Genomic DNA, 26,422 nt, shown 5'->3' with positions numbered 1-26,422 from the left:
ATTGTTCTACTATAAATTGTCTCGCATCTTAGTTATTTGCTTGCTCAATTTCATCTGTTAATTTTTCAACTTCATCGACTAAATCAGAAATATATTGAATTGTAGATTTAAGTGGCTGTTCTGTAGTAATGTCTACACCTGCAATGTTTGCAAGTTCGACAGGTGATACACTACCACCTTTTTTCAATGTTTCTAACCAAGCATCAACAGCTGGTTGGCCTTCATTTTTAATCTTTTGAGAAACGACAGTTCCGATTGTTAAGCCAGCAGAATACGTATACGAATATAATCCCATATAGTAATGAGGTTGACGCATCCATGTTAATTCAGCACCCTCAGTCATGTCTACTGCATCTCCAAAAAATTGTTTATAAACATTTAGCATTATTTCATTTAATGTCGGCGCATTTAAAGATTCACCTTGATCTACTTTGTGATACACTTCACGTTGATAAGCAGCTTCTAATAAATGGGTAACCATATTATGATAATATGTTCTAGATAAAATTGAGCCAATAACCCAACGCTTAAATCTTGGATTATCACTTGTGTTAAATAAATAATTGGCCATCAACATTTCATTCATTGTAGAAGGGGCTTCAACAAAGTACATTGATGCTTCTGATTCAAGATATGGTTGATGTTTTTGAGCTAATGTAAAATGACCTGCATGACCTAATTCATGTGCTAAGACAAATGCTTCAGCCATTTTACCAGTCCAAGAAATAAACACATATGAATGTGTAAAGTATGGACTTGCACAAAATGCGCCTGTATCTTTACCTTTATTTTGTGCAAAATCAATCCATCGCTGATCGTATGCTTCACGTAACATGTTTGTATAGTCATCACCTAAAACACTTAACGCACCGAAAATATAATTTTTTGAGTCTTCAATTGAAATCTCTGGTTCATAATCAGGGTCTACAGAAATCTTCAAGTCTTCAAAACGCATGTTATCTAATCCGTGAATACGTTGTAAAAGTTTAGCATATTTCTGCATAACTGGTGCCAAGTCACGCATAATCATATCGATTTGACGGTCAAACATATCACGCGTTACTTCTTGACTATGTAATAAATAATCGATGACTGATTCAAATCCACGTAAATCAGCTTCAATTTTTTCTTGTTGTACTTGCATATTATATGTAGCCGCGGTAGTATGCTGATATTTTCGAATCCCATCGCTAAACGATTTGAAACTTTTACGTCTAAACTCAGGCTCTTTATTATCTTCATAATCATTTTCAAACGTAGCATAGTCGACAGGGTACGTTGTACCATCATGTTCAAATGAATCGAATGTAATATCTAGCATTTTTGTCGTGCCGTATAAATCGTAAGGACTGTTTAGCGTAGGTGATAAAGTTGCTAATACTTGTTCTACCGACGCAGATAATTGGAATGGCTTTTGTTTTATTAACTGTTTAATATAGTGTTGATATGGACATGATTCTTCTAATTGTTGAAGTATTTCTTCTGGTAATTCAAGTATTTCTGACTCTACAAATGATAATTGGCTAACAATTTTACCGTATGTAGTAGATAATTTAGCGCTCAATACTTGTGCCTCGATATTACTAGTATCTACACTTAAACGTAGTTCTGCATAATTACTTAAGCGATCTAAGGCAATTAAAATATTTTCTAATTCAGCTAAAGCAGTATTAATTTGTTCGATTGAATTTAATGTTGTTGCATATGTATGATGAAATTGATTTGCTTGTTGTACTAGAGCGTCAATACTTTCATAATATTGTTGATCATCTTTAAATAAGTCTACTAAATCCCATGTTTCTGAAACAGGAACATCTTCTCTTAAAGGTAAACCTTGAGACATATAATCACTCCTTTGGTATAATACATTCATTATACATAATTTTGTCTCCTAAACGATAATGTTACGATTTCCATGTCGCAAGGAACAATGATTTTTCTAATAGTAGATAGAATATTGCTTGAAACTGACTGCTATTGTTTAAGTTTTTAAAAATTTATAATAAAATGTATACAAGGAAAGTAATGAAATAAAAGGAGAATGAATATGACATTATTCGATATGCCTAATTATTTATGGATCACAACATTAATAATGATTTTATTAACAATATTCTGTTGCTTAGTTTTAAATAAATGGTTTGTATCTGCAGTAATTACATTTGTTATATTAGGTGTGCTTGCATTTTTTATTCCAAATTTTCAAGATATAAAATATCAACCATTATTAGGATACGCTGCATTTTTAGCGATTATGAGTTTATTAATTAGTTTTCTATTATGGTATTTTACTAGAAATTGGCGTAAAGAAAGAAAAGCGCGTAAATTAGAAAAGCAAATTGAAAAATACGGCTATGAGGGCGCTGAACTTCGCCGTAAAGATAAAAAATAATATTCGACAACTATATGCACAAAATCATCGACTTTTAAGTTACACTGCAGTAACAATTATTTCGAAAGAGATGGAATACAGTGCTATAGTTGTTTTTGTTTTGACTTTTTTATATTTTACATGGTTGACTTGATTCAAAATATTATATTTTATAATGATTTTGTTAAAAAATTAAATATACTTCAATTTCTTTATGGATAATACTATAATGAACGTTGGTTCTTAATATGTAAGTTGCATATACATGCGCCATTCTCATGTAAAAAGAAAGTGTTAGTAACTTACACAAGGAGGGGGACTATTATGTTCATAATAAAGTCTATGTTGTATAGACTGATGCAAATGATAGTTGTTTTATTTGTTATTTCTACACTTACATTCATTTTAATGAAATTATCACCAGGCAATCCTGTTGATAAAATATTACATCTTGATGTAGCACAAGTGTCGACGGAACAAATAAATGCAACCAAAGATAAATTGGGATTAAATGATTCTTTATTGGTACAGTGGTGGCATTGGATGAATCATTTATTACATTTTAATTTAGGAAAAAGTTTTGAATCAAAAGAACCGGTAACACAGATATTATTCAACTATGCACCCATAACATTACTCATATCATTTTCAACATTAGTAGTGTCGTTATGCATATCTATACCGCTCGGCATTATAGCAGCCAAACGATTTCATAAGTGGACGGATAAAGTGATTAGAGTGATCTCAACACTATCGATTAGTTTACCAGCGTTCTTTATCGGTATTATTTTATTATTTATTGTCACAAATTTAATGAATATAGATAGCGTTATACTAAGTCAGTTTATATTACCTGTAATCACGCTATCTTTAGGTATGTGTGCATACATCATTCGTTTAGTGCGTTCTAATTTATTGATGTTATTGCAAAGTAATATCGTACAAGCATCAAGATTACGCGGTATGAATGAACGTTATATTTTAATTCATGATTTACTAAAACCAACAATTTTGCCGATTATCCCATTACTAGGGATTTCACTTGGCAGTCTAATAGGTGGTACTGTAGTGATTGAAAATTTATTTGATATACCTGGTATTGGTTATCTATTAATGGATAGTATTAAATCTCGAGATTATCCTGTTATTCAAGGATGCGTGTTATTTATTGGCTTCTTCGTTGTTATTATCAATACGATTGCTGATTTATTAACGTTATTACTTGATCCGAAGCAGCGTTTACAATTAGGAAATCCAAAAATCAAAACCAATACACCATTGATATCAGAAAGTAGTGACCGTCATGCATAAAATATTTTCAAAGAATAACCTGATATTTTTTGTATTCGTTGCATTTATTTTTGTGGTAATTGTACTGCAATTCTTTGTCAGTAGTGAAAATGCAACCAAAGTCAATTTATCACAAACTTTTGAACCTATTAGTTGGTTGCATTTATTAGGAACTGATGATTATGGGAGAGATTTATTTACCCGAATTATTATCGGTGCACGTTCAACATTGTTTGTTACTGTTTTAACATTAATAGCTATCGTTGTCATAGGTGTTACACTAGGTCTATTTGCCGGATATAAAAAAGGGTGGATTGAACGATTAGTGTTAAGGTTTATTGATGTTGGTCTGAGTATTCCAGAATTTATCATCATGATTGCTTTAGCAAGTTTTTTTCAACCATCTTTATGGAATTTAGTTATCTCAATTACATTAATAAAATGGATGAATTACACAAGGTTGACTAGAAGTATAGTTAATAGCGAAATGAATAAGCCTTATATAAAAATGGCACAATTATTTCATGTACCTACAAGAACAATATTAATACGTCATTTAACACCTAAAATTATACCGGCTATTATCGTTTTGATGGTCGTTGATTTCGGTAAAATCATTCTATATATAAGTTCACTATCATTTATTGGGTTAGGTGCACAACCGCCAACACCAGAGTGGGGCGCTATGTTGCAACAAGGTCGTGATTTTATTTCGTCTCATCCAATTATGTTGATTGCACCTGCTTCAGTCATTGCTATAACTATTTTAATTTTTAATTTAACCGGAGATGCGCTAAGAGATAGATTGCTGAAACAACGAGGTGAATATGATGAGTCTCATTGATATACAAAATTTAACAATAAAGAATACTTGTGAGAAATCTCTTATTAAAGGGATTGATTTGAAAATTTTTAGTCAACAGATTAATGCCTTGATTGGAGAGAGCGGCGCTGGGAAAAGTTTGATTGCTAAAGCCTTACTTGAATATTTACCATTTGATTTAAGGTGCACGTATGATTCGTACCAATTTGATGGAGAAAATGTTAGTAGATTGAGTCAATATTATGGTCATACAATTGGTTATATTTCCCAAAATTATGCAGAAAGTTTTAACGACCATACTAAATTAGGTAAACAGTTAACTGCGATTTATCGTAAGCATTATAAAAGTAGTAAAGAAGAGGCTTTGTCAAAAATTGACAAGGCTTTGTCGTGGGTTAATTTACAAAGCAAAGATATATTAAATAAATATAGTTTCCAACTTTCTGGGGGCCAACTTGAACGCGTTTACATAGCAAGCGTTCTCATGTTGGAGCCTAAATTAATCATTGCAGACGAACCAGTTGCATCATTGGATGCTTTGAACGGTAATCAAGTGATGGATTTATTACAGCATATTGTATTAGAACATGGTCAAACATTATTTATTATCACACATAACTTAAGTCATGTATTGAAATATTGTCAGTACATTTATGTTTTAAAAGAAGGTCAAATCATTGAACGAGGTAATATTAATCATTTCAAGTATGAGCATTTGCATCCGTATACTGAACGTCTAATTAAATATAGAACACAATTAAAGAGGGATTACTATGATTGAGTTAAAACATGTGACTTTTGGTTATAATAAAAAGCAGATGGTGCTACAAGATATCAATATTACTATACCTGATGGAGAAAATGTTGGTATTTTAGGCGAAAGTGGCTGTGGTAAAAGTACGCTCGCTTCATTGGTTCTTGGCTTGTTTAAACCTGCTAAAGGAGAAATTTACTTAAGTGACAATGCTGTGTTACCGATTTTCCAACACCCTTTAACTAGCTTTAACCCTGATTGGACGATTGAGACCTCATTAAAAGAAGCGTTATATTATTACAGAGGCCTAACTGATAATACTGCTCAGGATCAATTATTATTACAACATTTATCTACTTTTGAGTTAAACGCGCAATTATTGACTAAATTACCAAGCGAAGTGAGTGGCGGACAATTACAAAGATTTAATGTCATGCGTTCGTTATTAGCACAGCCTCGCGTTTTAATATGTGATGAGATAACTTCAAATTTAGATGTTATAGCTGAACAAAATGTAATAAATATATTAAAAGCGCAAACGATTACGAACTTAAATCATTTTATCGTTATTTCTCATGATTTATCCGTGTTACAACGCTTAGTTAATAGAATTATCGTTCTTAAGGATGGCATGATAGTCGATGATTTTGCAATAGAGGAATTATTTAATGTTGATAGACACCCTTATACAAAAGAATTAGTGCAAGCATTTTCATATTAGCTATTTAAGAATGCGATAATTCTAGACTTGTTATAAAATATAGATGAATTAAGTATATTAATTTAGACACTTATCGATTTTATTTTCTTTATTTAAAAATAATAATAAAAAGGAGTATCATTAATGGGATTACTTGATATTGCAAGTATTCGTTCTATAGAAAGAGGCTTTAATTATTATCAAAGTGAATGCGTCATTAACTTAAAATCATTTTCAGAAACGCAGCATGAGGCTGAAGTAAAGGGCAGTGGCAACAAAGTATATCGTTGTTATATTGATATGGAACATCCTAGAAAATCCAAATGTAATTGTCCTCATGCTGATGGAAGACGAGTGATATGTAAACATATGATTGCATTACTCTTTACAGCTAGTCCAGAAGCAGCAAATAAACATATAATGATGTTAAACGAAGTTGAAGAAGACTATCAATTACGCAGAAATATGTGGATTGATAGTCTTAAAGAAATGATTAATGATATGAGTGAAGAAGAACTCCGCGATGCATATTTAAACATGTTAATTGAACATGGAGAAATGGCAGAATTATTTGGATTAGATGAAGAGGAAGAAATGTTCGAGGACGAATTTTATTAAAATAGCCCCTATCGATTGATAATGATTATCATTTGATAGGGGTGTTTTTTATTTATATGATTTTAAGACTTTGCAAATAGCTTGTGTATTATTATTGATGTGTTTGATTTTATCAAGTTTCAATATTGCGTGTGTGTATGCTTCTGATGGTCCTATAATATAGCCACTACTAGCATGTTGTAACATGACAATATCATTGTGGTCATTACCAAATGCTATATATTTAACATCTGCATCAAATATATATTGTAATGCAGTATATTTGTTAATATTTTGCGCTGTTATATCAATGTTATACTCATTTGAATGGTGAATCATTTCCAATTCTTGATGGTATTTATCTAGCTCGTCTAATATAGTTGTAATTTGTGCCGGGTCTATATTTAATAAAATGATCTTGATTGGTGTGTCGATATTTGCAACATCAATACAACTGGCCAGCTTATGTGGATCTAAACGCTCAAAAATCGCGTTCTCAGCGTCAAGTTGTGCAGCATAATTCCAATCATCATCAATAATATAATCTAACTCATACTTTTGAATTATTTTTAAGATATGGTGATATGTATCTGTATGAATTGGTTTGATAACAGAAATCTTTGATTGCTGTGAAATCATAGCACCATTTGCGCCAATTAATGTGTGCTGATGAAATACTGATGGTAAAACTGGCAACAAATCACGAATCGGACGTGCTGATGCAAATATAAGTTCATGACCATCATGTTGTAATTGTAACAATGTATCAATAATAGTCTGGTCAATTAATCGGCCGTCAAAACAAAGCGTACCATCAATATCAAAGACAAATCTCATCAAATCACTCCAAACAATATAATACCATGATTATAGCATAAGTAAGTTATGTGACGATATTAGATAATGATTATGATGTAGGGTACCTTTTGCGTCACACACATTACTTCCTATAATATATATTATGTAAACTAGAATGTGAAATTCCATAAGGGGACTTATATAACTGTATGTTTGTGTAGTGTTTATGTCAGTAAGCTAAATTTACATTCATGTTATGTTTCATTAAACCAATTACTCACGTTTTGGTGCATATTAAATCTTTTATATCGATCATACATCTATCATCATTTTTATTTCTAAAATACAAACTGAATACTTTGCTAGAATTTGTTACAGCAATCATTGCTCATGCATTTTATAAATTACAATTAGACAAATATGACATTTGATATCACACACTTGCAAACACACACACATATATAATCAGACATAAATTGTTATGCTAAGGTTTATTCACCAAAAATATAATACATATTGGCTTGTTTTGAGTCATATTGAATGAATTAAAAAGTATACTCAACTCAATCATTTACAAATAGGTTGCGCAATTCATATTTATATTTATTGCAATCACTTGTTAAACTTGTCATTTAATATATCATTATTCGAGGCTTTATTAAAAAACATATAAAAAAGAGCCTATAGTATCAATAACTATAAGCCCTAACATCATTTACATCTATTTCTTTAATTTTTTACGTAATTTATCCAATGTTGTGAACAACCAATATTTCACTTTATGAATTGGTTTGTAGAAATCCCCTATTAATTCTTCGATTTGTACATTAAATCCACGTTTAAAGCGGTATACGCCATAATCTTCACTGTTTTCCGTAAAATCACCTGATAAACCATAGAAATTATAACGATCATAACCATTATCGAAGCAATAGTTAATCATAAACCAATGCATCATGTATGGTCCCATAAATTGATTATATTTTTCTGATGAACCCCCAGAGAAATAATTCACTTCATATGCATTTGCAAAATAAACGCCAGAAGCAAGGTTTAGAATTGGGCCGTCCGTTTTGCTCAATTCACTTGCATTCAATAATTCATGCTGATCATGATCAATTTGCTTATCTAATTCTGCAATTTTCTTCATTTGTTTATCTGATTTGTTTTCTTTCGCCATCATTTGATCACGACGATTTTCTTTGTCATTCAATTCCTGTTGCAACTTTAACACATATTCATCAAGGTCAATATATGCTAATGGTACTAATACTTTATCTCCATATGTGTCAATAAAGTTATAAAAATAATCATCTGTTTTTGAAACAAATCCAGCACGCTCTTCAGTTTCGCGATATAAATCTAGGAAAAGATTGAACTCATCACGTTCAAGGAATCTTACTTTAACACCATAGTTTATCGCTTTATTAATATTACGTTTACGTTGACTATCAAATGTCTTTTTCAATGTTTCAGGTGTTTTACCTTCAAGGTTTAATACGCCCATCCATCGTACTTGGCTTGATGTATCATACTCAGTTGTAAAGCCATGATGCTCGTAACCATGCGATTTAAACAAGTTTACTAAGGCATCATTTTTCTCGCGACCTTCAAATGGCACGATATCTTTATCATATAGATGATATAACCAATACGGATCTAATTTAACATATAAACATTGATGTTGCTGTAAATATTTATCTAACTCTTTTAAATAATAATCAACTAATCCTAAATCTGAAAAATCCATTACTGGACCACGATTCGAATAGTAAACATAACTTCCCATAGTAGGAATTTTAGAGAAAAGGCTTGCTGCAATTACTTTGTTATTGTCGTCTTTAATACCTAATAAAACTACTTCAAAGCCATCATTCTCACGGGTAACTATATTTTCTTTTACTTGGAAATAATGACTTTCCAATGATGGATTTTGTACAAAGTTGTCAAATTCGGTAACAGTTAACTCTGTAAATTTCATGTTTTGATAATTCCCTTCCTAAAAAATTCTGTCTTTAACTTTTTTAAGTGCGGTATATGCTGCGTAAACAGGTTTATTAATTGGTTTAATAAAGTCACCAACATATTCAATAATTTCAGCATTGTAACCTTTTTTGAATTTAACTACACCAGCATCTTCAGCATCTTCTGTAAATTTACCACTAACACCATAGAAATTATAACGGTCAATGCCATGATTTAATGCATAATTAATCATTTCCCATTGCACTGCGTAACTTCCGGCAAAATGACGGAAAGCATTTGATGTACCACCAGCATAATAAACAACTTCAAATGGATTGATAAAGAAGAAACCAGCAGAGATAGGTAATTCATTACCATGTTCTTCTTGTAGACGTTTACCTTCTTCAATCTTTTGCTCATTAGCATCAAGTTGTTGTTGTAAGTTATCTCGCTTGTTGTGTGCTTTTTTATTTTCAGGACGTTTTTCAATATCCTTTAACGCTTTATTTAAATCTTTATTTAAAATATCACGCTCTTCGTTTAGTTCTTTAATATATTCATCAAAGTTGATATACGCTAAAGGTACTAACACACGGTCTTTGTAATATTTTAAGCGATTGTAGTAAAATTTGTCATCACGATCAGCAAAAGCTTTTGATTCTGACGTATCTTCCATAAATGATCTAAAAATTGGTAGTTCTTCTTCAGATAAAAATCTTACTTTAACACCATTCTTTTTAACTTTTTTCGTGTTTCTTTTTCTAAGTCCATCCATATTTTTAATGATGTCATCTGCTGTTTTATCTTTTAAATCTAACACTGAGTGATAACGAATTTGTAGCACAGGATCAAATCCTTTATGGAATCCAGTATGTTCAAATCCTAAGTTACTCATTTTATCAAAGAACCAATCATTACCAGCATTACCTGTAATCTCGCCATCATGATTCAAGTATTGATATGGTAAATATGGATCGATATGTAGGTATAGACAACGATGTTTTTTAACATATTTTGATAATTCATTAAAGAAAAAGTGTACGAGTTCTTGATTTTCATAATCGATCACTGGACCGCGATTTGAATAAAAATACTTGAACACTTTCATAACAGGTACAGCAGTAAGTAAGCAAGCTGCAATGACCTCGTTATTATTGTTTTTTATTCCCACTAAATGTGTTTCATAACCTTCAGCAAGCTTTAACTCATAGTGGCCAACAGTTTGCGTGAAATGACTGTATGGCATGCTATCTGTAAAGGCACCAAACTCTTTAGCTGTTAAATTTGTAAACTTCATTATCATTACTCCTATTTGTCTCTCGTTAATTAATTTCATTTCCGTATTTGCAGTTTTTCTATTTCCCCTCTGCAAATGTCAAAAATAATAAATCTAATCTAAATAAGTATACAATAGTTAATGTTAAAACTAAAACATAAACGCTTTAATTGCGTATACTTTTATAGTAATATTTAGATTTTTGCATACAATTTCAAAAAAAGTAATATGAACGTTTAGGTTTGCTCATATTACTTTTGTATCATTTCTATTCAATTTTATAATTCACCGTTTTTCAATTTTTCAAACAGTATTCGACTAATTTTTTTAAATCAAGTAAACTTAATTATTCAATGTTTGTTGGATAGATTGTAAATATTTAATGATTTCCTCACGCGTGTTAGATTTAAATCGCTTAACGATTTCGCTACCAATGACGATGCCATCTGCAACCTCTTTTATATCTGCAACATGTTGTGGTGTTCTTATACCAAATCCTGCGACAACTGGCACATTGGCTATCGCTTTAATTGACTCAATTTTTCGTTTTAATTCTGGATGAAACGCACCGTTTTGCCCTGTTGTCGCATTCATCGTCACAGTATAAATAAAGCCTTCCGCATGGGATACGATATCTTTTATACGTTTGTCATCAGTAGTCATCGCAACTAACGATATGATTTTGACGCCATAGTGACTAAATTGTTGTTTTAAACGCTGCGATAATTCATATGGTAAATCAGGAATAATTAAGCCGTAGACACCAGTATCTCGACATTTTTCAAAAAACGCTTGTTCTCCATAATGACAAATAATATTATAATACGTCATTAATACATAGTTACACTTAATTTGATCACCATGTTTTTCTAATTGATTGAAAATATAATCTATCGTGATGCCTTGTTTAATCGCTTGTTGACCTGCTTCCATGATAACTGGACCATCAGCAACCGGATCAGAGAAAGGTACTCCAATTTCAATTATATCTGCACCATTTTCACTCAACAATGTTGCATTTTCAATCAAATCTTTATTGCCCATAATATAAGGTATAAATAATTTAGTCATTTGCAAGACCTCGCTCTGCCATATATTGTCTAATTGTTTCCATATCTTTATCGCCACGTCCAGAAATAGTTACTACAATAATATCTTCTTCCGACATCGTAGGCGCTAGTCTTTCAACATAACTCAGTGCATGTGCACTTTCAATTGCAGGTATAATACCTTCATGTTTTGTAAAGTTGATTAAAGCATTCATTGCTTGTGTATCACTTGCATTTTCAAAAGTTACTCTACCAATATCGTGGTAATAAGAATGTTCTGGCCCAATACCAGGATAATCAAGTCCTGCTGAAATAGAATGTGCTAGTTGCACTTGCCCACCTTCATCTTGAATTAAATACATTTTAGTACCATGTAATACGCCAGGTGATCCTTTGCCAATTGCAAGTGCATGTTTATCAGTATCCTCGCCTTGACCTGCGGCTTCAACACCGTATAATGCAACATCATCTTTAATAAATGGATAAAATGTACCGATTGCATTTGAGCCACCACCGATACATGCTACAATTGCATCCGGAAGTCGACCTTCTTTCTTCAATATTTGTGATTTTATTTCTTTACCAATCACACTCTGAAAATCTCTAACAATCGTTGGGAACGGGTCTGGACCTAATGCAGAACCTAATAAATAATGTGTATCATCTACATGACTTACCCAATATTGCAATGCTTTATTAACTGCATCCGATAAAGTCCCTTGACCATCTTCAACTGCCACAACCTTTGCACCAAGTAATTCCATTCTAAATACATTAAGTTGTTGTCTTTTAATATCTTCACTTCCCATAAAGACAACAAGTTCCATATCAAATAATGCAGCAACCGTAGCACTAGCTACACCATGTTGACCCGCACCAGTTTCAGCAACAAGCTTCTTCTTGCCCATTCTTTTAGCAAGCAACGCTTGACCTAACGCATTATTAATTTTATGGGCGCCTGTATGATTTAGATCCTCTCGTTTCAAATATATTTTAGCGCCACCTAGGCTTTCAGTATATGATGCAGCATATGTAAGTGGCGTCGCGCGTCCTACATACTCTGATAAATAGTATTCCAGTTCTCTTTGAAACTCTGGGTCTGCTTTTGCCTCTTTATAAGCTTTTTTCAACTCAATAATTGCTGGCATTAATGTTTCTGGAACATATTGCCCTCCGTATTCACCAAAGAAACCTAATTCATCTGCTTCCGTTTGTATTTGTTTATTCATTGTCTCTATCTCCTTTCACAATATTTACAATTGCTGTCATTTTTTCTATATCTTTTCGCCCATTTACTTCTATACCTGATGCAAGATCAAAACCTTGATGTGATAATTTAAGTTGATTAACTGTTTGAATATTTTCAGAGTTAATGCCTCCTGCTATCAAGTAAGGTATGTCTTTTATGTGCTTCAAAATAGTCCAGTCATATGTTTGACCGGTACCACCATACGACACTGAGGGTGTGTCGATAATAAATAAATCTACGAACCCTTTATATTTATTTATGTTTTGGATTATGTTTTCATCTGCAGCTAAAGCTTTAGTGATTTTAATGCTTGAATATTTCTTTTTAATTTCCTGTATAAAATCAATAGATTCTGTGCCGTGTAACTGTATTGTGTTAATTGACGTATTGCTTAATACGTGTTCAATTGTTGTTAAATCAGGATTTACCATGACACATACTTTATCGATATGATTTGGAACAGCAGACGCTAACTTTTTTATTTGGGTAATTGTTTGATGCCTTTTACTTTTTTCATAATGGATGAAACCTATCGCATCAATAGGTAATTGACTGGCCGCTGTAACATCCTTTATTGATGTAAAGCCACAAAATTTCAATTTCATCATGACTTCACCTTTTGCATTTTCAGTTGTGGTAAAAATTCAGATAGATTGTCACAACGCATAAGCGCCTCACCTATTAGTAAGCCATCGATACCACTATGCAAGATTTTTCTTACATCAGATGCATCGTGAATACCACTTTCAGAAATATAATAATGATTTGGTTTTTTATTTTCTAAAATAGTATTTGTATGTTCCACATTTGTGACAAATCGTTTTAAGTCCCTGTTATTTACACCAATCAATTTAGCATTAACCTTATAGGCACGTTCTAATTCATGGCGATCATGTACTTCAATTAACACTTCTAGATTTTGCGATATAGCGTAGTTATATAAATCTTTCAATTGTTTATCAGATAAGATGTTAACGATCAATAAAATCATAGATGCACCAGCTTGTTTAGCAACATCAATTTGAAGCGGGTCTATAATAAAGTCTTTGCATAATACGGGTAATGTTGTTTTTGTCGTCAATGCTTGTAATCTTTCAAAACTACCACCAAAGTACTTTTCATCAGTCAAAATGGATACAGCATTAGCACCATACTTTTCATAATCTGAGATTTGTTGCGATAAATCTCGTTCAGGTAAGTCATTAACTGTAGGACTCTTCGATTTGATTTCTGCAATAATTGCTAGCTTTGGTTCTTTCTCAATTGCATTTATAAAAGATTTTTTATTCTGAATCTTCACACTTTTTAAGGTATTAAGTTTGTCTTGATAATAGCCATTTTGTAAAAGTGACTGTTTATATTTAACAATTTCTGATAAAATCGTCATATTATTCACCTCTCATTTGATGGTATTTTTTCAATGCTTCACCATTATCAATCAATGTAGTTGCAAGTTCTATGCCTTCTGCGATGGTATCCACTTTCTCTGCAACATAAAGGCTTAAACCCGCATTTAGTAAGACAACATCACGTCGACTTGACTGATCTTTACCATTCAAGATATTCAGTGTGATTGCTAAATTTTCTTCAGGTGAACCGCCTTTAAAATCACTATTCGGCGCATGTTTCAAACCATAATCAGTCGCATTTAATGTGTAATTTTTGATTTCTCCATCTTCAGTCAATTCATATATCAAATTATCACCAGATAGTGTTGCTTCATCCATACCATTTGCACCATGTAAAACGATTGCACGTTTTCTACCTAAATCTTTAATCGTTTTAGCAACTAACTTTAACTTTGTAGGATCAAAGACGCCTACCATTTGATACGTTAAGTGATATGGATTAATTAATGGACCCACAAGGTTTAATATTGTAGGCTTTCCAATCATTTTTCTAACTGGTTGCATATACTTCATGATTGGATATGATTCAGTTGCACCAATGAATACAAGGTCTTTTTCATTTAATTGGTTAGGTGTATCATCAACAGTTGTTGTTTGTATGTTCATTTGATTTAACAAATCCGTACTACCTGAATTTGAGGTAATACTTTTATTACCATGTTTTATAACTTTTACGCCAGCACTTGCTACAACAAAAGCAACAGTCGTTGAAATGTTGAAACTATTTGACTTGTCACCACCTGTGCCGCACACACACATAGCCCCTTCATAACATGGTTGATGTGGATACATTGTATTAATTAAGCTACGTACAATATATGTTAATTCTTGTTGTTGGATTTCTCGCTCCGAATAGGAACTAAGTAATTCATATTTAATATCAGTTCCAATACTAGGAGAAATAAGTATATCGATTAGCTCTTTAATGTCGCTTTCAAGTAATATAGTTTCAGTTTTTATTCTTGTTAGTAATGTCATGGTTTTCATCCTTCCTTCACTAGATTAATGAAATTTGTAATTATTTTGACACCATAGTCTGTAGCAAATGATTCAGGATGGTACTGAATACCATAATGCGGTCTTTCTTTATGCTCGAATGACTGTATACAATCTTTGGTACGTCCAGTAATTTTCAATTCTTCTGGAAAATTGTCAGGGTTACTTATTAATGAATGATATCTCATAATTGAAAACTGTTCTGGTATATCTTGATATAACAGATGTTGATGATGCGATATAACCTTTAGTGTATCAACTTTGCCGTGCATAACCTTGTCGCCTTTAATGACTTCTCCACCGTAGTAACAAGTCAGTGCCTGAGCCCCTAAACAAATACCTAAAATGGGTTTGTGTTGATAGGTTGATATGATTTTCATTAACTGTTGATCGTCTAATGGATGCCCTGGACCAGGAGATATAATAACAGCGTCCACCGATTGATTCAGCACATTATCATCATCAGGGTATTGAACAATGACGTCAGTATGTTGAGCAACAATATCCACTAGGTTATATGTAAAGGAATCATAATTATCTACAACTAAGATCATGGGCTCACCTCCAATAAGCTTTTAGCTTTCAATTTCGTTTCATTCAGTTCTTTTTCAGGAATAGAATCATATACAACGCCACAACCAGCTTCTACGTTGATATACTGCTCATCTATCATCATCGTTCGAATTGCTAATGCAAAATCTAAGTTATGATTACAATTTATGTATCCAACACCACCACTATAAACGCCCCGTTTATGTGGATATTGTTCATATATTCTTTCAATTGCACGTAATTTTGGTGCACCTGAAACGGTACCTGTTGGTAATAAATTCGCAATAACTGTCATTGGCGATAAATTTTGATTTATTTTACCTGTGACTTCACTTACGATATGCATAACATGTTCATATTTTTCAATAACCATTAATTTAGTAATTTTTGAGGTACCGATTTTACTTACTCTATGAATATCATTACGTCCTAAATCAACTAGCATACGATGTTCGCTGCATTCTTTTGGATCATTAAGTAGTTGTTTCATATTCTCATTATCTATTTGTGTCGTCTCACCACGTTGAATCGTACCTGCAATAGGATTAGTTGTTACAATTTGATCTTTGACACTTACGAAACTTTCGGGAGAACTACCGACAATATATGGTTGATCGATATTAAGATAATACATATATGGACTTGGGTTTTGTCGTTTTAAATTTTGATACAGTTGAAACGAAAGTTGATTTAAATGCTGACTAGCATGATGCGCATATTTGTAAATTCTTGATGGCACAACTTGGAACATATCCCCTTCTGTTATTTTCTCTTTGAAATACTGAATCATTTCGATAAATCTTTCTTCAGAAATGTTTGATTGAATTTCTTTAGTTTTAAAATCAAAATCTTGTGTAGGCATGAATGGTTGGATTTTAGTTAAGTCTTCGATAGACTTAATAACTCGATTCTCAAGATCTGATTTTGTTGAATTTGAAAATTGATTCGTCGCGATGATATATAACTCATCTTTGTAATGGTCAAATACATAAACTTGTTCAACCATATATAACCTTACATCGTGCTGCTTGTGATCTTCTAATTGTATTGATTGCAATTTAGGAAATTCATGTCTTACTAAATCAAAGCTACACGTCCCAACATATCCAGATATAAACGGTAATGACTTAAGTTGCTCATCTTGAATATTATGATAGTCTTCATTTATTTTAGTCGTTAAATAATGGTACGGTCTTTCAATGATTTGATACGATTCTTTTAAAGTGCTTACTGATAATACATCATTATCTAAAGTTAAAGTGCCATAAATATCAAAAATAACAACTGAATAGCGACCTTTAGTTTGTTGTTGATTTGTACTTTCCAAAATGATCTTCTTGGAATGAAGTTGTGCTAAAACTTCGGGCGTTACATTTGCTTTTATTTTTTTATAAAATATATCCATTCTATACGCTCCTTTCAAAAAAGCGCCAGCATCCTTATCAATATAAAGGACGCTGACGCGTGGTACCACCTAAATTAACCGAATATTCGAAATATTCATAGTTCACTCTTTACTATATATAATTTTTCTGTTGCAGACAAAACCCAATTTCATTAATCTCGGTGTTAGTTCACATCATCCACTAACTTTCTGTTGCTACCTTTAATTAACTACTACATTTTGTCTAAATAAAAAGACACCACATAACGCATATACCTGTAAGGACGCGTTACCGTGGTGCCACCTTAGTTAACATAATTCATGTTCACTTTCAAAACTCATTCAATTGTTTTCCAAAGTCCAATTCACAAGATATGGCGTGCTAATTCCCATCACCCATTAGCTTTCTATTTGCTACGTTTCATATCTGCTACTATTTCTTTAGAAAATTCTAATTATTTTTATAGTTCATTATATTACATAGGTCGTTCACATTTGTCAACACTAATTGTTTACTCAATTGGTGATAAGCAATATGCATATAGTAATTTCTCTGTCGCTTTAATAGAATCAATATGTGTTCGTTCCATTGCATGAGATGATTCAATGCCAGCGCCAAATAAACCATGTCTGATATCCGCACCAGCATGTAAAGCTGCTGAAGCATCTGAACCATAATATGGATATATGTCTACTTTATATGGAATGTTATTTATTTTGCAAAGATTAACTAGGTGCGATTTCAATTGCTTATGATATGGACCTGAAGCATCTTTGGCACAAATAGAAACTGTATATTCATCCGATGCTTGACCGTCTCCCAACGCGCCCATATCTAATGCAATATATTCTTTGATTTTCGAATCAATTGATGCATTTGCACCGTAACCTATTTCTTCGTTATTAGAAATATAAAATTGCGTTGTATGTGGTAATATTATTTGCTCTTCTTTTAATTTCTTTAGTAATTGTAGTATCATCGCTACGCTAGCTTTATCATCTAAATGACGAGATTTAATAAAACCTGATGACGTGATAACTGTACGTGGATCAAAGCTAACAAAATCACCTACTGAAATACCTAAACTCTTTGTATCTTCTTCTGATGTAGTTACTTCATCAATTCTTATTTCCATATGCTTTTGGTCTCTAGTTATTTCATGATTATTTCTATATACATGAACACTTGTTTCATGCAGACAAATTGTTCCTGTATATATTTGACCAGCATCAGTTTTAATTTGGCAATATTCACCCTCAATCGCGTTATACGTGAATCCTCCAATTAATTCTATTGCTAAGCGGCCATCTTCTTTAATTTCTTTAACCATTGCACCTAAAGTATCAACATGAGCAGTAATACAGCGTTGTACTTCATCATTTTTGCCTGGCACTGTTATTAATAACGCACCTTTATTTGTTAGTGTTGTTTGATAACCCAAGTCTTTTGCATATTTTTCGACAAATTGAATTGCTTCTTCTGTGTCTCCTGAAGGACTATTAATACCTGTTAATGTTTTAATCATTTCTAATATTGGTTCCATTGATTTACCCCTCCGTTGCCATTGTGTTACTATACTCTTTATTGTAGATGATTTATCTCCGTTTATCTATTAATGCTATTATCGATTTTTATTTACTATTGCACTGTGTCAACAGCTCATTTACAATGTTATTATTCTGAAAATTTCGAAATAAGGTGATTTATATGACAACAGTTTTATTTGTTGGGCTTGGATTAATTGGTGGAAGTCTTGCTAGCAATATAAAATACCATAACCCTAATACTAATATTATTGCATACGATGCAGATACTTCTCAGTTAGATAAAGCTAAATCAATCGGTATTATTAATGAAAAATGTTTAAATTATAGTGAAGCTATTAAAAAAGCCGATGTAATTATTTATGCAACACCTGTTGCTATCACAAATAAATATCTTAGCAAGCTTATAGATATGCCAACTAAACCTGGTGTTATTGTTTCTGATACTGGTAGTACTAAAGCAATGATACAGCAACACGAATGCAATTTATTAAAGCATAATATTCATCTAGTCAGTGGTCATCCAATGGCTGGTAGTCATAAATCTGGTGTACTAAATGCTAAAAAGCACTTATTTGAAAACGCTTATTATATTTTAGTCTATAATGAGCCAAGAAATGAGCAAGCAGCAAACACGTTAAAAGAACTGTTATCACCTACTCTTGCTAAATTTATTGTAACTACTGCTGAAGAACACGACTACGTAACAAGCGTCGTAAGTCATTTACCTCATATCGTTGCATCTAGTTTAGTTCATGTTAGTCAAAAGAACGGTCAAGAACATCATTTAGTTAATAAACTTGCAGCTGGTGGTTTTCGTGATATCACTCGTATAGCTAGTAGTAATGCACAAATGTGGAAAGATATCACCTTGAGTAATAAAACGTATATTTTAGAAATGATTCGACAGCTAAAAAGTCAGTTTCAAGATTTAGAAAGACTAATTGAAAGTAATGATTCTGAAAAATTGTTATCATTTTTTGCCCAAGCTAAATCGTATCGCGACGCACTACCCGCTAAACAACTAGGTGGACTAAATACTGCTTATGATCTATATGTAGATATTCCGGATGAATCAGGTATGATAAGTAAAGTGACTTATATCCTGAGTTTACATAACATATCTATAAGCAACTTAAGAATCTTAGAAGTACGCGAAGATATATACGGTGCTTTAAAAATTAGTTTCAAAAATCCTACTGACCGAGAACGCGGTATGCAAGCATTGAGTGATTTTGATTGTTATATCCAATAATTATTAAGTCTCTTTTGATAAATTCCCATGTATTCTTAGATATTATTGTGAAAATCTATTGTGATATATGAAATATTTATCTTTAGAGACTTATTTTATACGAATCACAGTTATATATTCCTTAAACCGTATAGTCATTACATTTTATGTCCAGCCATTAAACCTAATCTGCCGTGTTTTGTACCTGCTTCTGTAAACGATACTGCTTTGGACACAATACCTTTGCCGTATTTCAAATGTAATTGGTCTATCGTTTTAGCTAGGCATTCGTCACGTTTGCGTTGGTATTCATCTTCAAACAGACTTAACTGTCGCTCATCCTCATTAATAAATTGACTCAAAGATATACTTAGCGTACGATATAGTGCTTGTTTATTACATAATTTATCTGCAAAATGCATTACTACTTTATAAATATCTTTTTCTAAGTTTGTTGGATCTTTCAAAGTATATTGCTTATGTACACCGCCTTCATCACTATAGCCAAAGGCAAAATGTATCGTTCTTGCTACTTTTTTTCTTGCTCGAACTCTGCTAGCAACATCTTCAATTAACTCTTGCATTACTACTTTTGCTTCATCAAAATGATAATCTCTCATTAATATTTGACTTTTGCATATCGATGGATTGCTGATCTTGTGCTTTTCACGTACTTTACTCTGATCTATCCCATTCGCATGTAGATGCATATCAACACCTAAAATACCGAACTCTTTTTTTAAAAATTTATATGGATATTTCGCTAAATCTCCTATAGTAAAAATTCCTCTTTTATTCAATTTGGCTTCTGTTCGACGATTAATACCCCAAAAATCTCGCAAGGGCTGAATTGGCCATAATTTCGTTGGTACATCTTGATATCGCCATTCAGCTATACCATTTTGACTATGCTTCGCTTCAACATCCATAGCAATTTTACTTAATAACATATTAGAACCAATGCCCACAGTACAATAAATGCCTGTTTCTTCATAAATTTCACGTTTAAGTCTTTCGCAAAATGCATGTACTGTAGAACTAAATCTATGATAGCTATCAGTAACATCCATAAAAAATTCGTCAATACTATATTGGTGTAAATCTTCAGGTGGAATATAACGTAATGCAATCTTAGAAATAGCAACTGAAACATTAAGATATTTACGCATACTTGGATTGATAATGTAAATATCATTTCTATGTGGTATTTCAAACAATCGCGACCCTGTCTTGATGCCTAATTCTTTTAATTTAGGTGTCGCAGCCAATATTACAGAACCCTGACGCTTAGTATCTGCAACAACAGCTAACTTTGTTTCTAATGGATCTAGCCCCTTTTCAATACAAGAAACACTCGCAAAAAAACTTTTTTGGTCAATACATAGAACATCCCTATCTTCTAATAAATGATAATTATACACTGTTATTCCTCCCTTACTTGAATCTTATTATATACGAACACGTGTTCTATTTCAACTATTTTAGAACAAATGTTCTGTTATTTTGCAAATGAATTTTTAAGTATTACATGATATACTCAAATTAATAATGATTAGGAGGTTTGGATGATGCCAATCGTCAATGTAAAATTATTAGAAGGTCGTTCGGATGAACAATTAAAAAATTTAGTTAGCGAAGTAACTGACGCCGTAGAAAAAACAACGGGGGCAAATAGACAAGCAATTCACGTTGTTATAGAAGAAATGAAACCAAACCATTATGGTGTGGCTGGCGTAAGAAAGTCAGATCAATAATTCTTCATAAGATGCATGCCAATTAATTCTTTGAAAACGAACAAGGCGACTTCTATCTGAGTATGATAGAAATCGCCTTGTTTATTTTTAATCTTCATCTAAAAAGTCTTTAATAGCTTGTTTATTTGTGTTTTTATTAATCTGTAATGCACTACCATCAGTATTTGTATTGACATCTTCGTATGAGTTCTTGATTGGCACAGTCAATGACTTAACATCTTTTTCACCTCGGATACCAAAACTCAAACCTGTTTGGAAAATCCCTGAATCAGGAATGTTTGTATTCACATAGCCTCTTAAAATACCTGCAACTTTTGGTAATTTAACAACTGTTCTAAAATTAACCATTTCTTTTTTCAATGTTTGCATCACTTGTTGCTGACGTCGCACGCGTCCGAAGTCACCTTCAGGGTCGTGACGGAATCTTGCATAACCAAGTAATTCTTTACCATTCAACCTATGGTTACCCTTTTTCAAAGATACACCAATATTTTTCGACATATCTTTTTCGACATTAATTGGTACACCTTCAGGCATTAATTCATCAATCATTTTCTCAAATCCAGTAAAATCAACTACTGCATAATATTCAGGATTAATTCCTAAATTTTTATCAAGTGTTTTTCTAAGTAGCTCTGGACCACCTAAAGCGTATGCTGAATTAATTTTGTGTTTTCCATATCCTGGAATATCTGCATAAATATCACGCATGACAGACATCATTTTCATCTTTTTATTGATAAAGTCATATTGAACAACCATGATAGAATCTGTTCTTGATTGTCCACCTTGTGCTTTATCTGCACCGAGTACAAGAATAGAAATTTTACCATCATTTTTTACTGGTCCATTAAATTGATGTACTTTAACATCTTTCGCATGTTTCTTGGCATATTCTACACCGCTATTGTAACTATGTACAATATATACAACTAATGCGATAAGTAAAATTACAACAATCAGAAGAATGATAGGTAATTTCCTAATTTTCTTCTTCTTTTTTCGCTTAGGCGCCGAAGTGCGATGTTCACTTTGACGTCTATATTCGTTGTCATTAGTTTCTTTATCCATATTTACCTACCTTATATCTTCAAAAATAGATTTTTGTGTACTATAATAATCACATATTAACGTTATATAAAAACAATTCAAAAAGCAAGTGATTTCTTAATAAATCGTACTAAGGTCTAATGAAAGGATGTCAAAAATGAATATTAATACAGCTTATTTTGCCGGAGGTTGCTTTTGGTGTATGACGAAACCATTTGACACCTTTGACGGCATAGAAAAAGTAACTTCTGGATATATGGGCGGACATATTGAAAATCCTACTTACGAACAAGTAAAATCAGGTACGAGTGGTCATTTAGAAACTGTTGAAATTCAATATGATGTTGCATTATTCTCATACAATAAGTTATTAGAAATATTTTTCTCAGTCATTGACCCATTAGATACAGGTGGTCAATATCAAGACCGTGGTCCTCAATATCAAACAGCTATTTTCTACACTAATGATCATCAAAAAGAACTCGCTGAGACTTATATCGAGCAGCTTAAAAATACGATTAATGCTGATAAGGCAATTGCAACAAAAATATTACCCGCGTCACAATTTTACAAAGCCGAAGACTATCACCAAGATTTTTATAAGAAAAATCCAGAGCGCTATGCAGAAGAACAAAAAATACGCCAAGAATACAAAAATAAGCAATAACATTTATACTTGATGAAACTGATTGGACTGATAATAAAAGTTAGGCGACTTAACTTAAGCTCATTTCAATATTAAAATACGGTACAGATAGGAAACTTAAATATTCTTATCTGTACCGTTTTTTATAAATCATTCTTTATAGAAACCAAAAAATCCAAGCGCATCAGGCATAACTGTATACCTCTTAGCACTTGGATTTTAATTATTTGTGACGTATTACACGCATTACTTTAGAAAGTGATTCCCAAAGCGAATTATCTTTACGATAAACTAAAAAGCGTGGTTCCCAATTCGGATTATATTTAGATTTATAACGACGTAATCCTTGGAAACGATATAGACCGTTGAAATGTTCAAAGACACGGCCTGCAAGTCGTTCTCTTAAATATGAATAATGCAATTGACCAACGTTCGATAACGTTGCCATACCCATATTAAATTTTGTATAACCTTGTTCTTTACTCCAAAGTAACATATGCAAGTATAGACCATCCATTAATGGTAAATCTAACTCTGGCAACCATCTAATTAAATCGACTGAAATGGCATCATTAAAGTATGTTGGCATTAAACTACAAAATGCAATTACTTCATTTTCTTCATTTCGCATTACACCAATTGGCGCTTTAGATAAGTATTCTTCATTAAATTGACCAACAGAGAAATGCATTTCCTGACGATTATCTAGCCATAAATCACTTACATGTTGAAGTTCATTTATAAATTCAGTTGAAAACGGTGGTTCAATAATTTCGAACGAAATATTAAGTTCATCGAATTTATTTAAAGTCGCTCTAAATCCACGGCGTTTTTTACCTGAAGTTGAAAATTGCGTTAAATCAATAATTGCTTCTTCACCTAATTTGAAAAATTGGTTACCGAAATTATGATATAAAGGCATGTGTTGATCTGTAACTTGATAGAATATAACATCATAGCCTAAATACTCAGCGTAATTATAGAATGCTTCTAACAATTCATCAAAGGCATTTTCATCACCTAACGGATCTCCAAGAACCACTAATGAACTTGCTTTATAACGATACATTAAAAATGCTGTTTTATTTTCATTAGTGAAAAACTGCTTGTCACCACTATATATCAAGTGACTCAAATAATTACCGCCGTACTGATTAATAATCTCCTCGCAATCTTCAATTTTAGAAGAAATACGTACTTGGCTAAATTGATAATCAAACAACCATGCAATCATACCTATGATGATAGCGATGATTAAAATCGTAAGCCAGAAGTAATAGCGCAATACAGATGTATGCATTTCAATCGTATAAATATCTAATGCATATAACGTTCCAGCAATAAATATATGGTTAACATATAAAATAAATAAACTGAATAAAAGCATTGCAACTATATTTCTCATTCTTACTGGGCGTTTCAACCTACGTGCTCTACGGAAAGCTACAATAAGCAGAACAAAAATAATAGCTAACCATGTTATTAAAATATATGAAGCGTAAGTGAAGAATGTCGCCACTGTGATTAATAAAATTGAAATCATAGCAAAGATAATGGCACGTCTACTTTGCTTATAAATACCAACTACATTCAGTAAAAGTAATAAACAAGCACTAGTATGAATTGCCAATAGAATATAATACGTTAAGTGATTTCCATCATATAAAGCATCGTAAACAATCGTTAAGTTATTTACAAAAAAGATCATACTTGTAAAGAATACTAAAATTGCTAATGATAATGATGGAATTTTAGCAATAATATCCTTTTGATAAGACATTAAAAATGACGTAACATCTTTAGCAGGAATAAAGTATTTAGATCCCTCAATGTACTTCTTAGCTGATGTACCAAATTCAAATGATGATAAAATTAATGCAATAATTACCGGTACAAAATAGTACGCAAAACGATATAGAAGTAGCATTAATAATACTTTTTCCTCAGGGACACCTAAAGTTTTAAATCCTAGTAATACAACTAAATCGAAAGCGCCGAAACCACCAGGAATAAAGCTGACTAAACCTGATAATGCAGCAATGATAAATATTGCAATAAAGGACATGAATGATACATGAGCGTCAACAATTACACCACAGAAATATAATACAACTGCAGCTGCTAACCATTCAACACACGACACTAAAGTGCAGTACAATCCTACAAAACGATTGTTTTTATCGGGTGGTCTAACCATTGAATAAATAATGAATAATGGTAAGAAAAATGACACTACATATAATACCCATCTTACCCATGTAATCTTATCTAAGATTAAAGATGCATCGAAAACATGGAATACAATTAGCAATGATAATAAGCTTAAACCTGTCAACATTGAAATAAGTATTAAGGATATAAAGTGAACTAATTTCTTTTTATCATGCGTATAGTTTTTATAAACCATTGCTCTAACGCCTGCACCAATAAAGCCACCGAAACCTACAATCGCATTCAATGCATTGATGATATAACTTACTCTTAAAACTTTGCCTAAGGATATATCCATTTTTAAAGCTCTAGATAAAATCACATCATACATTGATAGAATAACAAGCGATGCCCCACCACCAATAAATAGTAACACTAAGGACATACGGTTAATCTTACTAAATTCAACCAACGTATCTTTAAAGTTAATACCAGATAACTCCCGATACAATGTGATTGCTACAAAAATAAATAAAGCTGTAGCAAACGTAATTTTTAAGATTGAAAATATTTTGTTTTTAACTTCCTGATTCATTTTTTCACATCAATTCTAATTATTTCTGTTATAAATCAAAATATATCATATAAACCATAAAAATAGCATATCATTTACCTTTGATTTATATAACACTTTTGTCATATTGATATCTGTATTAAGAAGTAAATAGAAAATATTTCTATCTCAAACAGAACAATATGGTTATCTATACTGATTCATATTTAACATAAAGAAAATGATGAATCAATACTTATGAAAAATATTATTAAT

Annotated in this window: 25 protein-coding genes; 10 read left to right on the top strand and 15 right to left on the bottom strand. The window is 32.1% G+C overall.

Annotated features, from left to right (window positions below):
* Window positions 1–28 precede the first annotated feature (28 nt).
* Window positions 29–1,843, bottom strand: coding sequence for an oligoendopeptidase F (pepF, locus tag KI230_RS06885; protein ID WP_000077576.1), 1,815 nt, complete (start codon window positions 1,841–1,843; stop codon window positions 29–31).
* A gap of 204 nt (window positions 1,844–2,047) precedes the next feature.
* On the opposite strand from pepF, the gene KI230_RS06880 reads away from it, so the two are divergent.
* From KI230_RS06880 to KI230_RS06850, 7 genes are all read left to right on the top strand, one after another.
* Window positions 2,048–2,392 (top strand): 6TM ABC transporter family protein, encoded by a 345-nt coding sequence (locus KI230_RS06880; RefSeq protein ID WP_000171798.1) that lies wholly within the window; start codon window positions 2,048–2,050, stop codon window positions 2,390–2,392.
* A complete protein-coding gene (locus tag KI230_RS06875; protein ID WP_001791844.1) occupies window positions 2,340–2,525 on the top strand; it encodes a hypothetical protein in 186 nt (61 codons plus the stop codon). The genes KI230_RS06880 and KI230_RS06875 overlap by 53 nt, the downstream gene beginning before the upstream one ends.
* A gap of 170 nt (window positions 2,526–2,695) precedes the next feature.
* Complete coding sequence (gene nikB / locus KI230_RS06870; RefSeq protein ID WP_000469949.1) at window positions 2,696–3,682, top strand: nickel ABC transporter permease; 987 nt, start codon at window positions 2,696–2,698, stop codon at window positions 3,680–3,682.
* Window positions 3,675–4,505, top strand: a complete 831-nt coding sequence (gene nikC, locus KI230_RS06865; protein ID WP_000548932.1) for a nickel transporter permease — start codon at window positions 3,675–3,677, stop codon at window positions 4,503–4,505. Before nikB ends, nikC begins: the two co-directional genes overlap by 8 nt.
* Complete coding sequence (locus KI230_RS06860) at window positions 4,492–5,265, top strand: ATP-binding cassette domain-containing protein (RefSeq protein WP_000052310.1); 774 nt, start codon at window positions 4,492–4,494, stop codon at window positions 5,263–5,265. Before nikC ends, KI230_RS06860 begins: the two co-directional genes overlap by 14 nt.
* Complete coding sequence (locus KI230_RS06855; RefSeq protein WP_000571247.1) at window positions 5,258–5,959, top strand: ABC transporter ATP-binding protein; 702 nt, start codon at window positions 5,258–5,260, stop codon at window positions 5,957–5,959. Before KI230_RS06860 ends, KI230_RS06855 begins: the two co-directional genes overlap by 8 nt.
* A 123-nt stretch (window positions 5,960–6,082) precedes the next feature.
* The gene (locus tag KI230_RS06850; RefSeq protein ID WP_000523668.1) at window positions 6,083–6,556 is read left to right on the top strand and encodes an SWIM zinc finger family protein; all 474 of its coding nucleotides are present in this window, start codon (window positions 6,083–6,085) and stop codon (window positions 6,554–6,556) included.
* A 48-nt stretch (window positions 6,557–6,604) separates the two neighbouring features.
* On the opposite strand, the gene KI230_RS06845 is transcribed toward KI230_RS06850, so the two are convergent.
* From KI230_RS06845 to KI230_RS06795, 11 genes are all read right to left on the bottom strand, one after another.
* Window positions 6,605–7,372, bottom strand: a complete 768-nt coding sequence (locus KI230_RS06845; RefSeq protein WP_001213020.1) for a Cof-type HAD-IIB family hydrolase — start codon at window positions 7,370–7,372, stop codon at window positions 6,605–6,607.
* A gap of 682 nt (window positions 7,373–8,054) precedes the next feature.
* Window positions 8,055–9,314, bottom strand: coding sequence for a glycine glycyltransferase FemB (gene femB / locus KI230_RS06840; RefSeq protein ID WP_000673098.1), 1,260 nt, complete (start codon window positions 9,312–9,314; stop codon window positions 8,055–8,057).
* An 18-nt stretch (window positions 9,315–9,332) separates the two neighbouring features.
* Window positions 9,333–10,595 (bottom strand): glycine glycyltransferase FemA, encoded by a 1,263-nt coding sequence (gene femA / locus KI230_RS06835; RefSeq protein WP_000673309.1) that lies wholly within the window; start codon window positions 10,593–10,595, stop codon window positions 9,333–9,335.
* A 321-nt stretch (window positions 10,596–10,916) separates the two neighbouring features.
* The gene (trpA, locus tag KI230_RS06830; protein WP_000163627.1) at window positions 10,917–11,645 is read right to left on the bottom strand and encodes a tryptophan synthase subunit alpha; all 729 of its coding nucleotides are present in this window, start codon (window positions 11,643–11,645) and stop codon (window positions 10,917–10,919) included.
* A complete protein-coding gene (gene trpB, locus KI230_RS06825) occupies window positions 11,638–12,852 on the bottom strand; it encodes a tryptophan synthase subunit beta (RefSeq protein ID WP_001041342.1) in 1,215 nt (404 codons plus the stop codon). Before trpB ends, trpA begins: the two co-directional genes overlap by 8 nt.
* Window positions 12,845–13,477, bottom strand: a complete 633-nt coding sequence (locus KI230_RS06820) for a phosphoribosylanthranilate isomerase (RefSeq protein WP_000768190.1) — start codon at window positions 13,475–13,477, stop codon at window positions 12,845–12,847. Before KI230_RS06820 ends, trpB begins: the two co-directional genes overlap by 8 nt.
* Window positions 13,477–14,259, bottom strand: a complete 783-nt coding sequence (gene trpC, locus KI230_RS06815; RefSeq protein ID WP_000154119.1) for an indole-3-glycerol phosphate synthase TrpC — start codon at window positions 14,257–14,259, stop codon at window positions 13,477–13,479. Before trpC ends, KI230_RS06820 begins: the two co-directional genes overlap by 1 nt.
* A gap of 1 nt (window position 14,260) precedes the next feature.
* Complete coding sequence (gene trpD / locus KI230_RS06810) at window positions 14,261–15,259, bottom strand: anthranilate phosphoribosyltransferase (protein ID WP_000173839.1); 999 nt, start codon at window positions 15,257–15,259, stop codon at window positions 14,261–14,263.
* 5 nt (window positions 15,260–15,264) lie between these two features.
* The gene (locus KI230_RS06805; RefSeq protein WP_000604817.1) at window positions 15,265–15,831 is read right to left on the bottom strand and encodes an anthranilate synthase component II; all 567 of its coding nucleotides are present in this window, start codon (window positions 15,829–15,831) and stop codon (window positions 15,265–15,267) included.
* Window positions 15,828–17,234: an anthranilate synthase component I gene (locus tag KI230_RS06800; RefSeq protein WP_000350967.1), complete on the bottom strand. Its 1,407-nt coding sequence runs from the start codon at window positions 17,232–17,234 to the stop codon at window positions 15,828–15,830. The genes KI230_RS06805 and KI230_RS06800 overlap by 4 nt, the downstream gene beginning before the upstream one ends.
* A gap of 491 nt (window positions 17,235–17,725) precedes the next feature.
* Window positions 17,726–18,757 (bottom strand): M42 family metallopeptidase, encoded by a 1,032-nt coding sequence (locus KI230_RS06795; RefSeq protein ID WP_000433365.1) that lies wholly within the window; start codon window positions 18,755–18,757, stop codon window positions 17,726–17,728.
* A 164-nt stretch (window positions 18,758–18,921) separates the two neighbouring features.
* On the opposite strand from KI230_RS06795, the gene KI230_RS06790 reads away from it, so the two are divergent.
* Complete coding sequence (locus tag KI230_RS06790; RefSeq protein ID WP_000214289.1) at window positions 18,922–20,013, top strand: prephenate dehydrogenase; 1,092 nt, start codon at window positions 18,922–18,924, stop codon at window positions 20,011–20,013.
* 137 nt (window positions 20,014–20,150) lie between these two features.
* Here the strand turns inward: KI230_RS06790 and KI230_RS06785 are convergent, their stop codons facing one another.
* The gene (locus KI230_RS06785) at window positions 20,151–21,413 is read right to left on the bottom strand and encodes a Y-family DNA polymerase (protein WP_000283016.1); all 1,263 of its coding nucleotides are present in this window, start codon (window positions 21,411–21,413) and stop codon (window positions 20,151–20,153) included.
* A gap of 147 nt (window positions 21,414–21,560) precedes the next feature.
* Between KI230_RS06785 and thmT the strand changes: the two genes are divergently transcribed.
* Window positions 21,561–21,746: a 2-hydroxymuconate tautomerase gene (gene thmT, locus KI230_RS06780; RefSeq protein WP_001123276.1), complete on the top strand. Its 186-nt coding sequence runs from the start codon at window positions 21,561–21,563 to the stop codon at window positions 21,744–21,746.
* A gap of 87 nt (window positions 21,747–21,833) precedes the next feature.
* Here thmT and KI230_RS06775 read toward each other — a convergent pair whose 3' ends face one another.
* Window positions 21,834–22,817: an LCP family protein gene (locus KI230_RS06775; protein ID WP_000356975.1), complete on the bottom strand. Its 984-nt coding sequence runs from the start codon at window positions 22,815–22,817 to the stop codon at window positions 21,834–21,836.
* Between the two features lie 136 nt (window positions 22,818–22,953).
* Here KI230_RS06775 and msrA point away from each other — a divergent pair, with 136 nt between their 5' ends.
* Window positions 22,954–23,463: a peptide-methionine (S)-S-oxide reductase MsrA gene (msrA, locus tag KI230_RS06770; RefSeq protein WP_001024830.1), complete on the top strand. Its 510-nt coding sequence runs from the start codon at window positions 22,954–22,956 to the stop codon at window positions 23,461–23,463.
* Between the two features lie 202 nt (window positions 23,464–23,665).
* On the opposite strand, the gene mprF is transcribed toward msrA, so the two are convergent.
* Complete coding sequence (gene mprF / locus KI230_RS06765; RefSeq protein ID WP_214958354.1) at window positions 23,666–26,188, bottom strand: bifunctional lysylphosphatidylglycerol flippase/synthetase MprF; 2,523 nt, start codon at window positions 26,186–26,188, stop codon at window positions 23,666–23,668.
* Window positions 26,189–26,422 lie beyond the last annotated feature (234 nt).

The sequence above is a fragment of the Staphylococcus sp. MZ3 genome (assembly GCF_018622755.1).
Taxonomy (GTDB): Bacteria; Bacillota; Bacilli; order Staphylococcales; family Staphylococcaceae; genus Staphylococcus; species Staphylococcus aureus.
Note: the sequence above shows the minus strand (reverse complement) of the source record. Positions and strands in the feature narration are given on the sequence as shown.

Coding starts and splice junctions, on each gene's coding strand:
- KI230_RS06775 (WP_000356975.1), bottom strand. CDS start 22,817: ATGGATAAAGAAACTAATGACAACGAATATAGACGTCAAAGTGAACAT.
- femA (WP_000673309.1), bottom strand. CDS start 10,595: ATGAAGTTTACAAATTTAACAGCTAAAGAGTTTGGTGCCTTTACAGAT.
- nikC (WP_000548932.1), top strand. CDS start 3,675: ATGCATAAAATATTTTCAAAGAATAACCTGATATTTTTTGTATTCGTT.
- nikB (WP_000469949.1), top strand. CDS start 2,696: ATGTTCATAATAAAGTCTATGTTGTATAGACTGATGCAAATGATAGTT.
- KI230_RS06845 (WP_001213020.1), bottom strand. CDS start 7,372: ATGAGATTTGTCTTTGATATTGATGGTACGCTTTGTTTTGACGGCCGA.
- KI230_RS06795 (WP_000433365.1), bottom strand. CDS start 18,757: ATGGAACCAATATTAGAAATGATTAAAACATTAACAGGTATTAATAGT.
- femB (WP_000673098.1), bottom strand. CDS start 9,314: ATGAAATTTACAGAGTTAACTGTTACCGAATTTGACAACTTTGTACAA.
- KI230_RS06880 (WP_000171798.1), top strand. CDS start 2,048: ATGACATTATTCGATATGCCTAATTATTTATGGATCACAACATTAATA.
- trpC (WP_000154119.1), bottom strand. CDS start 14,259: ATGACGATTTTATCAGAAATTGTTAAATATAAACAGTCACTTTTACAA.
- KI230_RS06820 (WP_000768190.1), bottom strand. CDS start 13,477: ATGAAATTGAAATTTTGTGGCTTTACATCAATAAAGGATGTTACAGCG.
- KI230_RS06805 (WP_000604817.1), bottom strand. CDS start 15,831: ATGATCTTAGTTGTAGATAATTATGATTCCTTTACATATAACCTAGTG.
- KI230_RS06800 (WP_000350967.1), bottom strand. CDS start 17,234: ATGGATATATTTTATAAAAAAATAAAAGCAAATGTAACGCCCGAAGTT.
- KI230_RS06860 (WP_000052310.1), top strand. CDS start 4,492: ATGAGTCTCATTGATATACAAAATTTAACAATAAAGAATACTTGTGAG.
- KI230_RS06855 (WP_000571247.1), top strand. CDS start 5,258: ATGATTGAGTTAAAACATGTGACTTTTGGTTATAATAAAAAGCAGATG.
- KI230_RS06850 (WP_000523668.1), top strand. CDS start 6,083: ATGGGATTACTTGATATTGCAAGTATTCGTTCTATAGAAAGAGGCTTT.
- trpA (WP_000163627.1), bottom strand. CDS start 11,645: ATGACTAAATTATTTATACCTTATATTATGGGCAATAAAGATTTGATT.
- KI230_RS06790 (WP_000214289.1), top strand. CDS start 18,922: ATGACAACAGTTTTATTTGTTGGGCTTGGATTAATTGGTGGAAGTCTT.
- msrA (WP_001024830.1), top strand. CDS start 22,954: ATGAATATTAATACAGCTTATTTTGCCGGAGGTTGCTTTTGGTGTATG.
- mprF (WP_214958354.1), bottom strand. CDS start 26,188: ATGAATCAGGAAGTTAAAAACAAAATATTTTCAATCTTAAAAATTACG.
- trpD (WP_000173839.1), bottom strand. CDS start 15,259: ATGACATTACTAACAAGAATAAAAACTGAAACTATATTACTTGAAAGC.
- pepF (WP_000077576.1), bottom strand. CDS start 1,843: ATGTCTCAAGGTTTACCTTTAAGAGAAGATGTTCCTGTTTCAGAAACA.
- trpB (WP_001041342.1), bottom strand. CDS start 12,852: ATGAATAAACAAATACAAACGGAAGCAGATGAATTAGGTTTCTTTGGT.
- thmT (WP_001123276.1), top strand. CDS start 21,561: ATGCCAATCGTCAATGTAAAATTATTAGAAGGTCGTTCGGATGAACAA.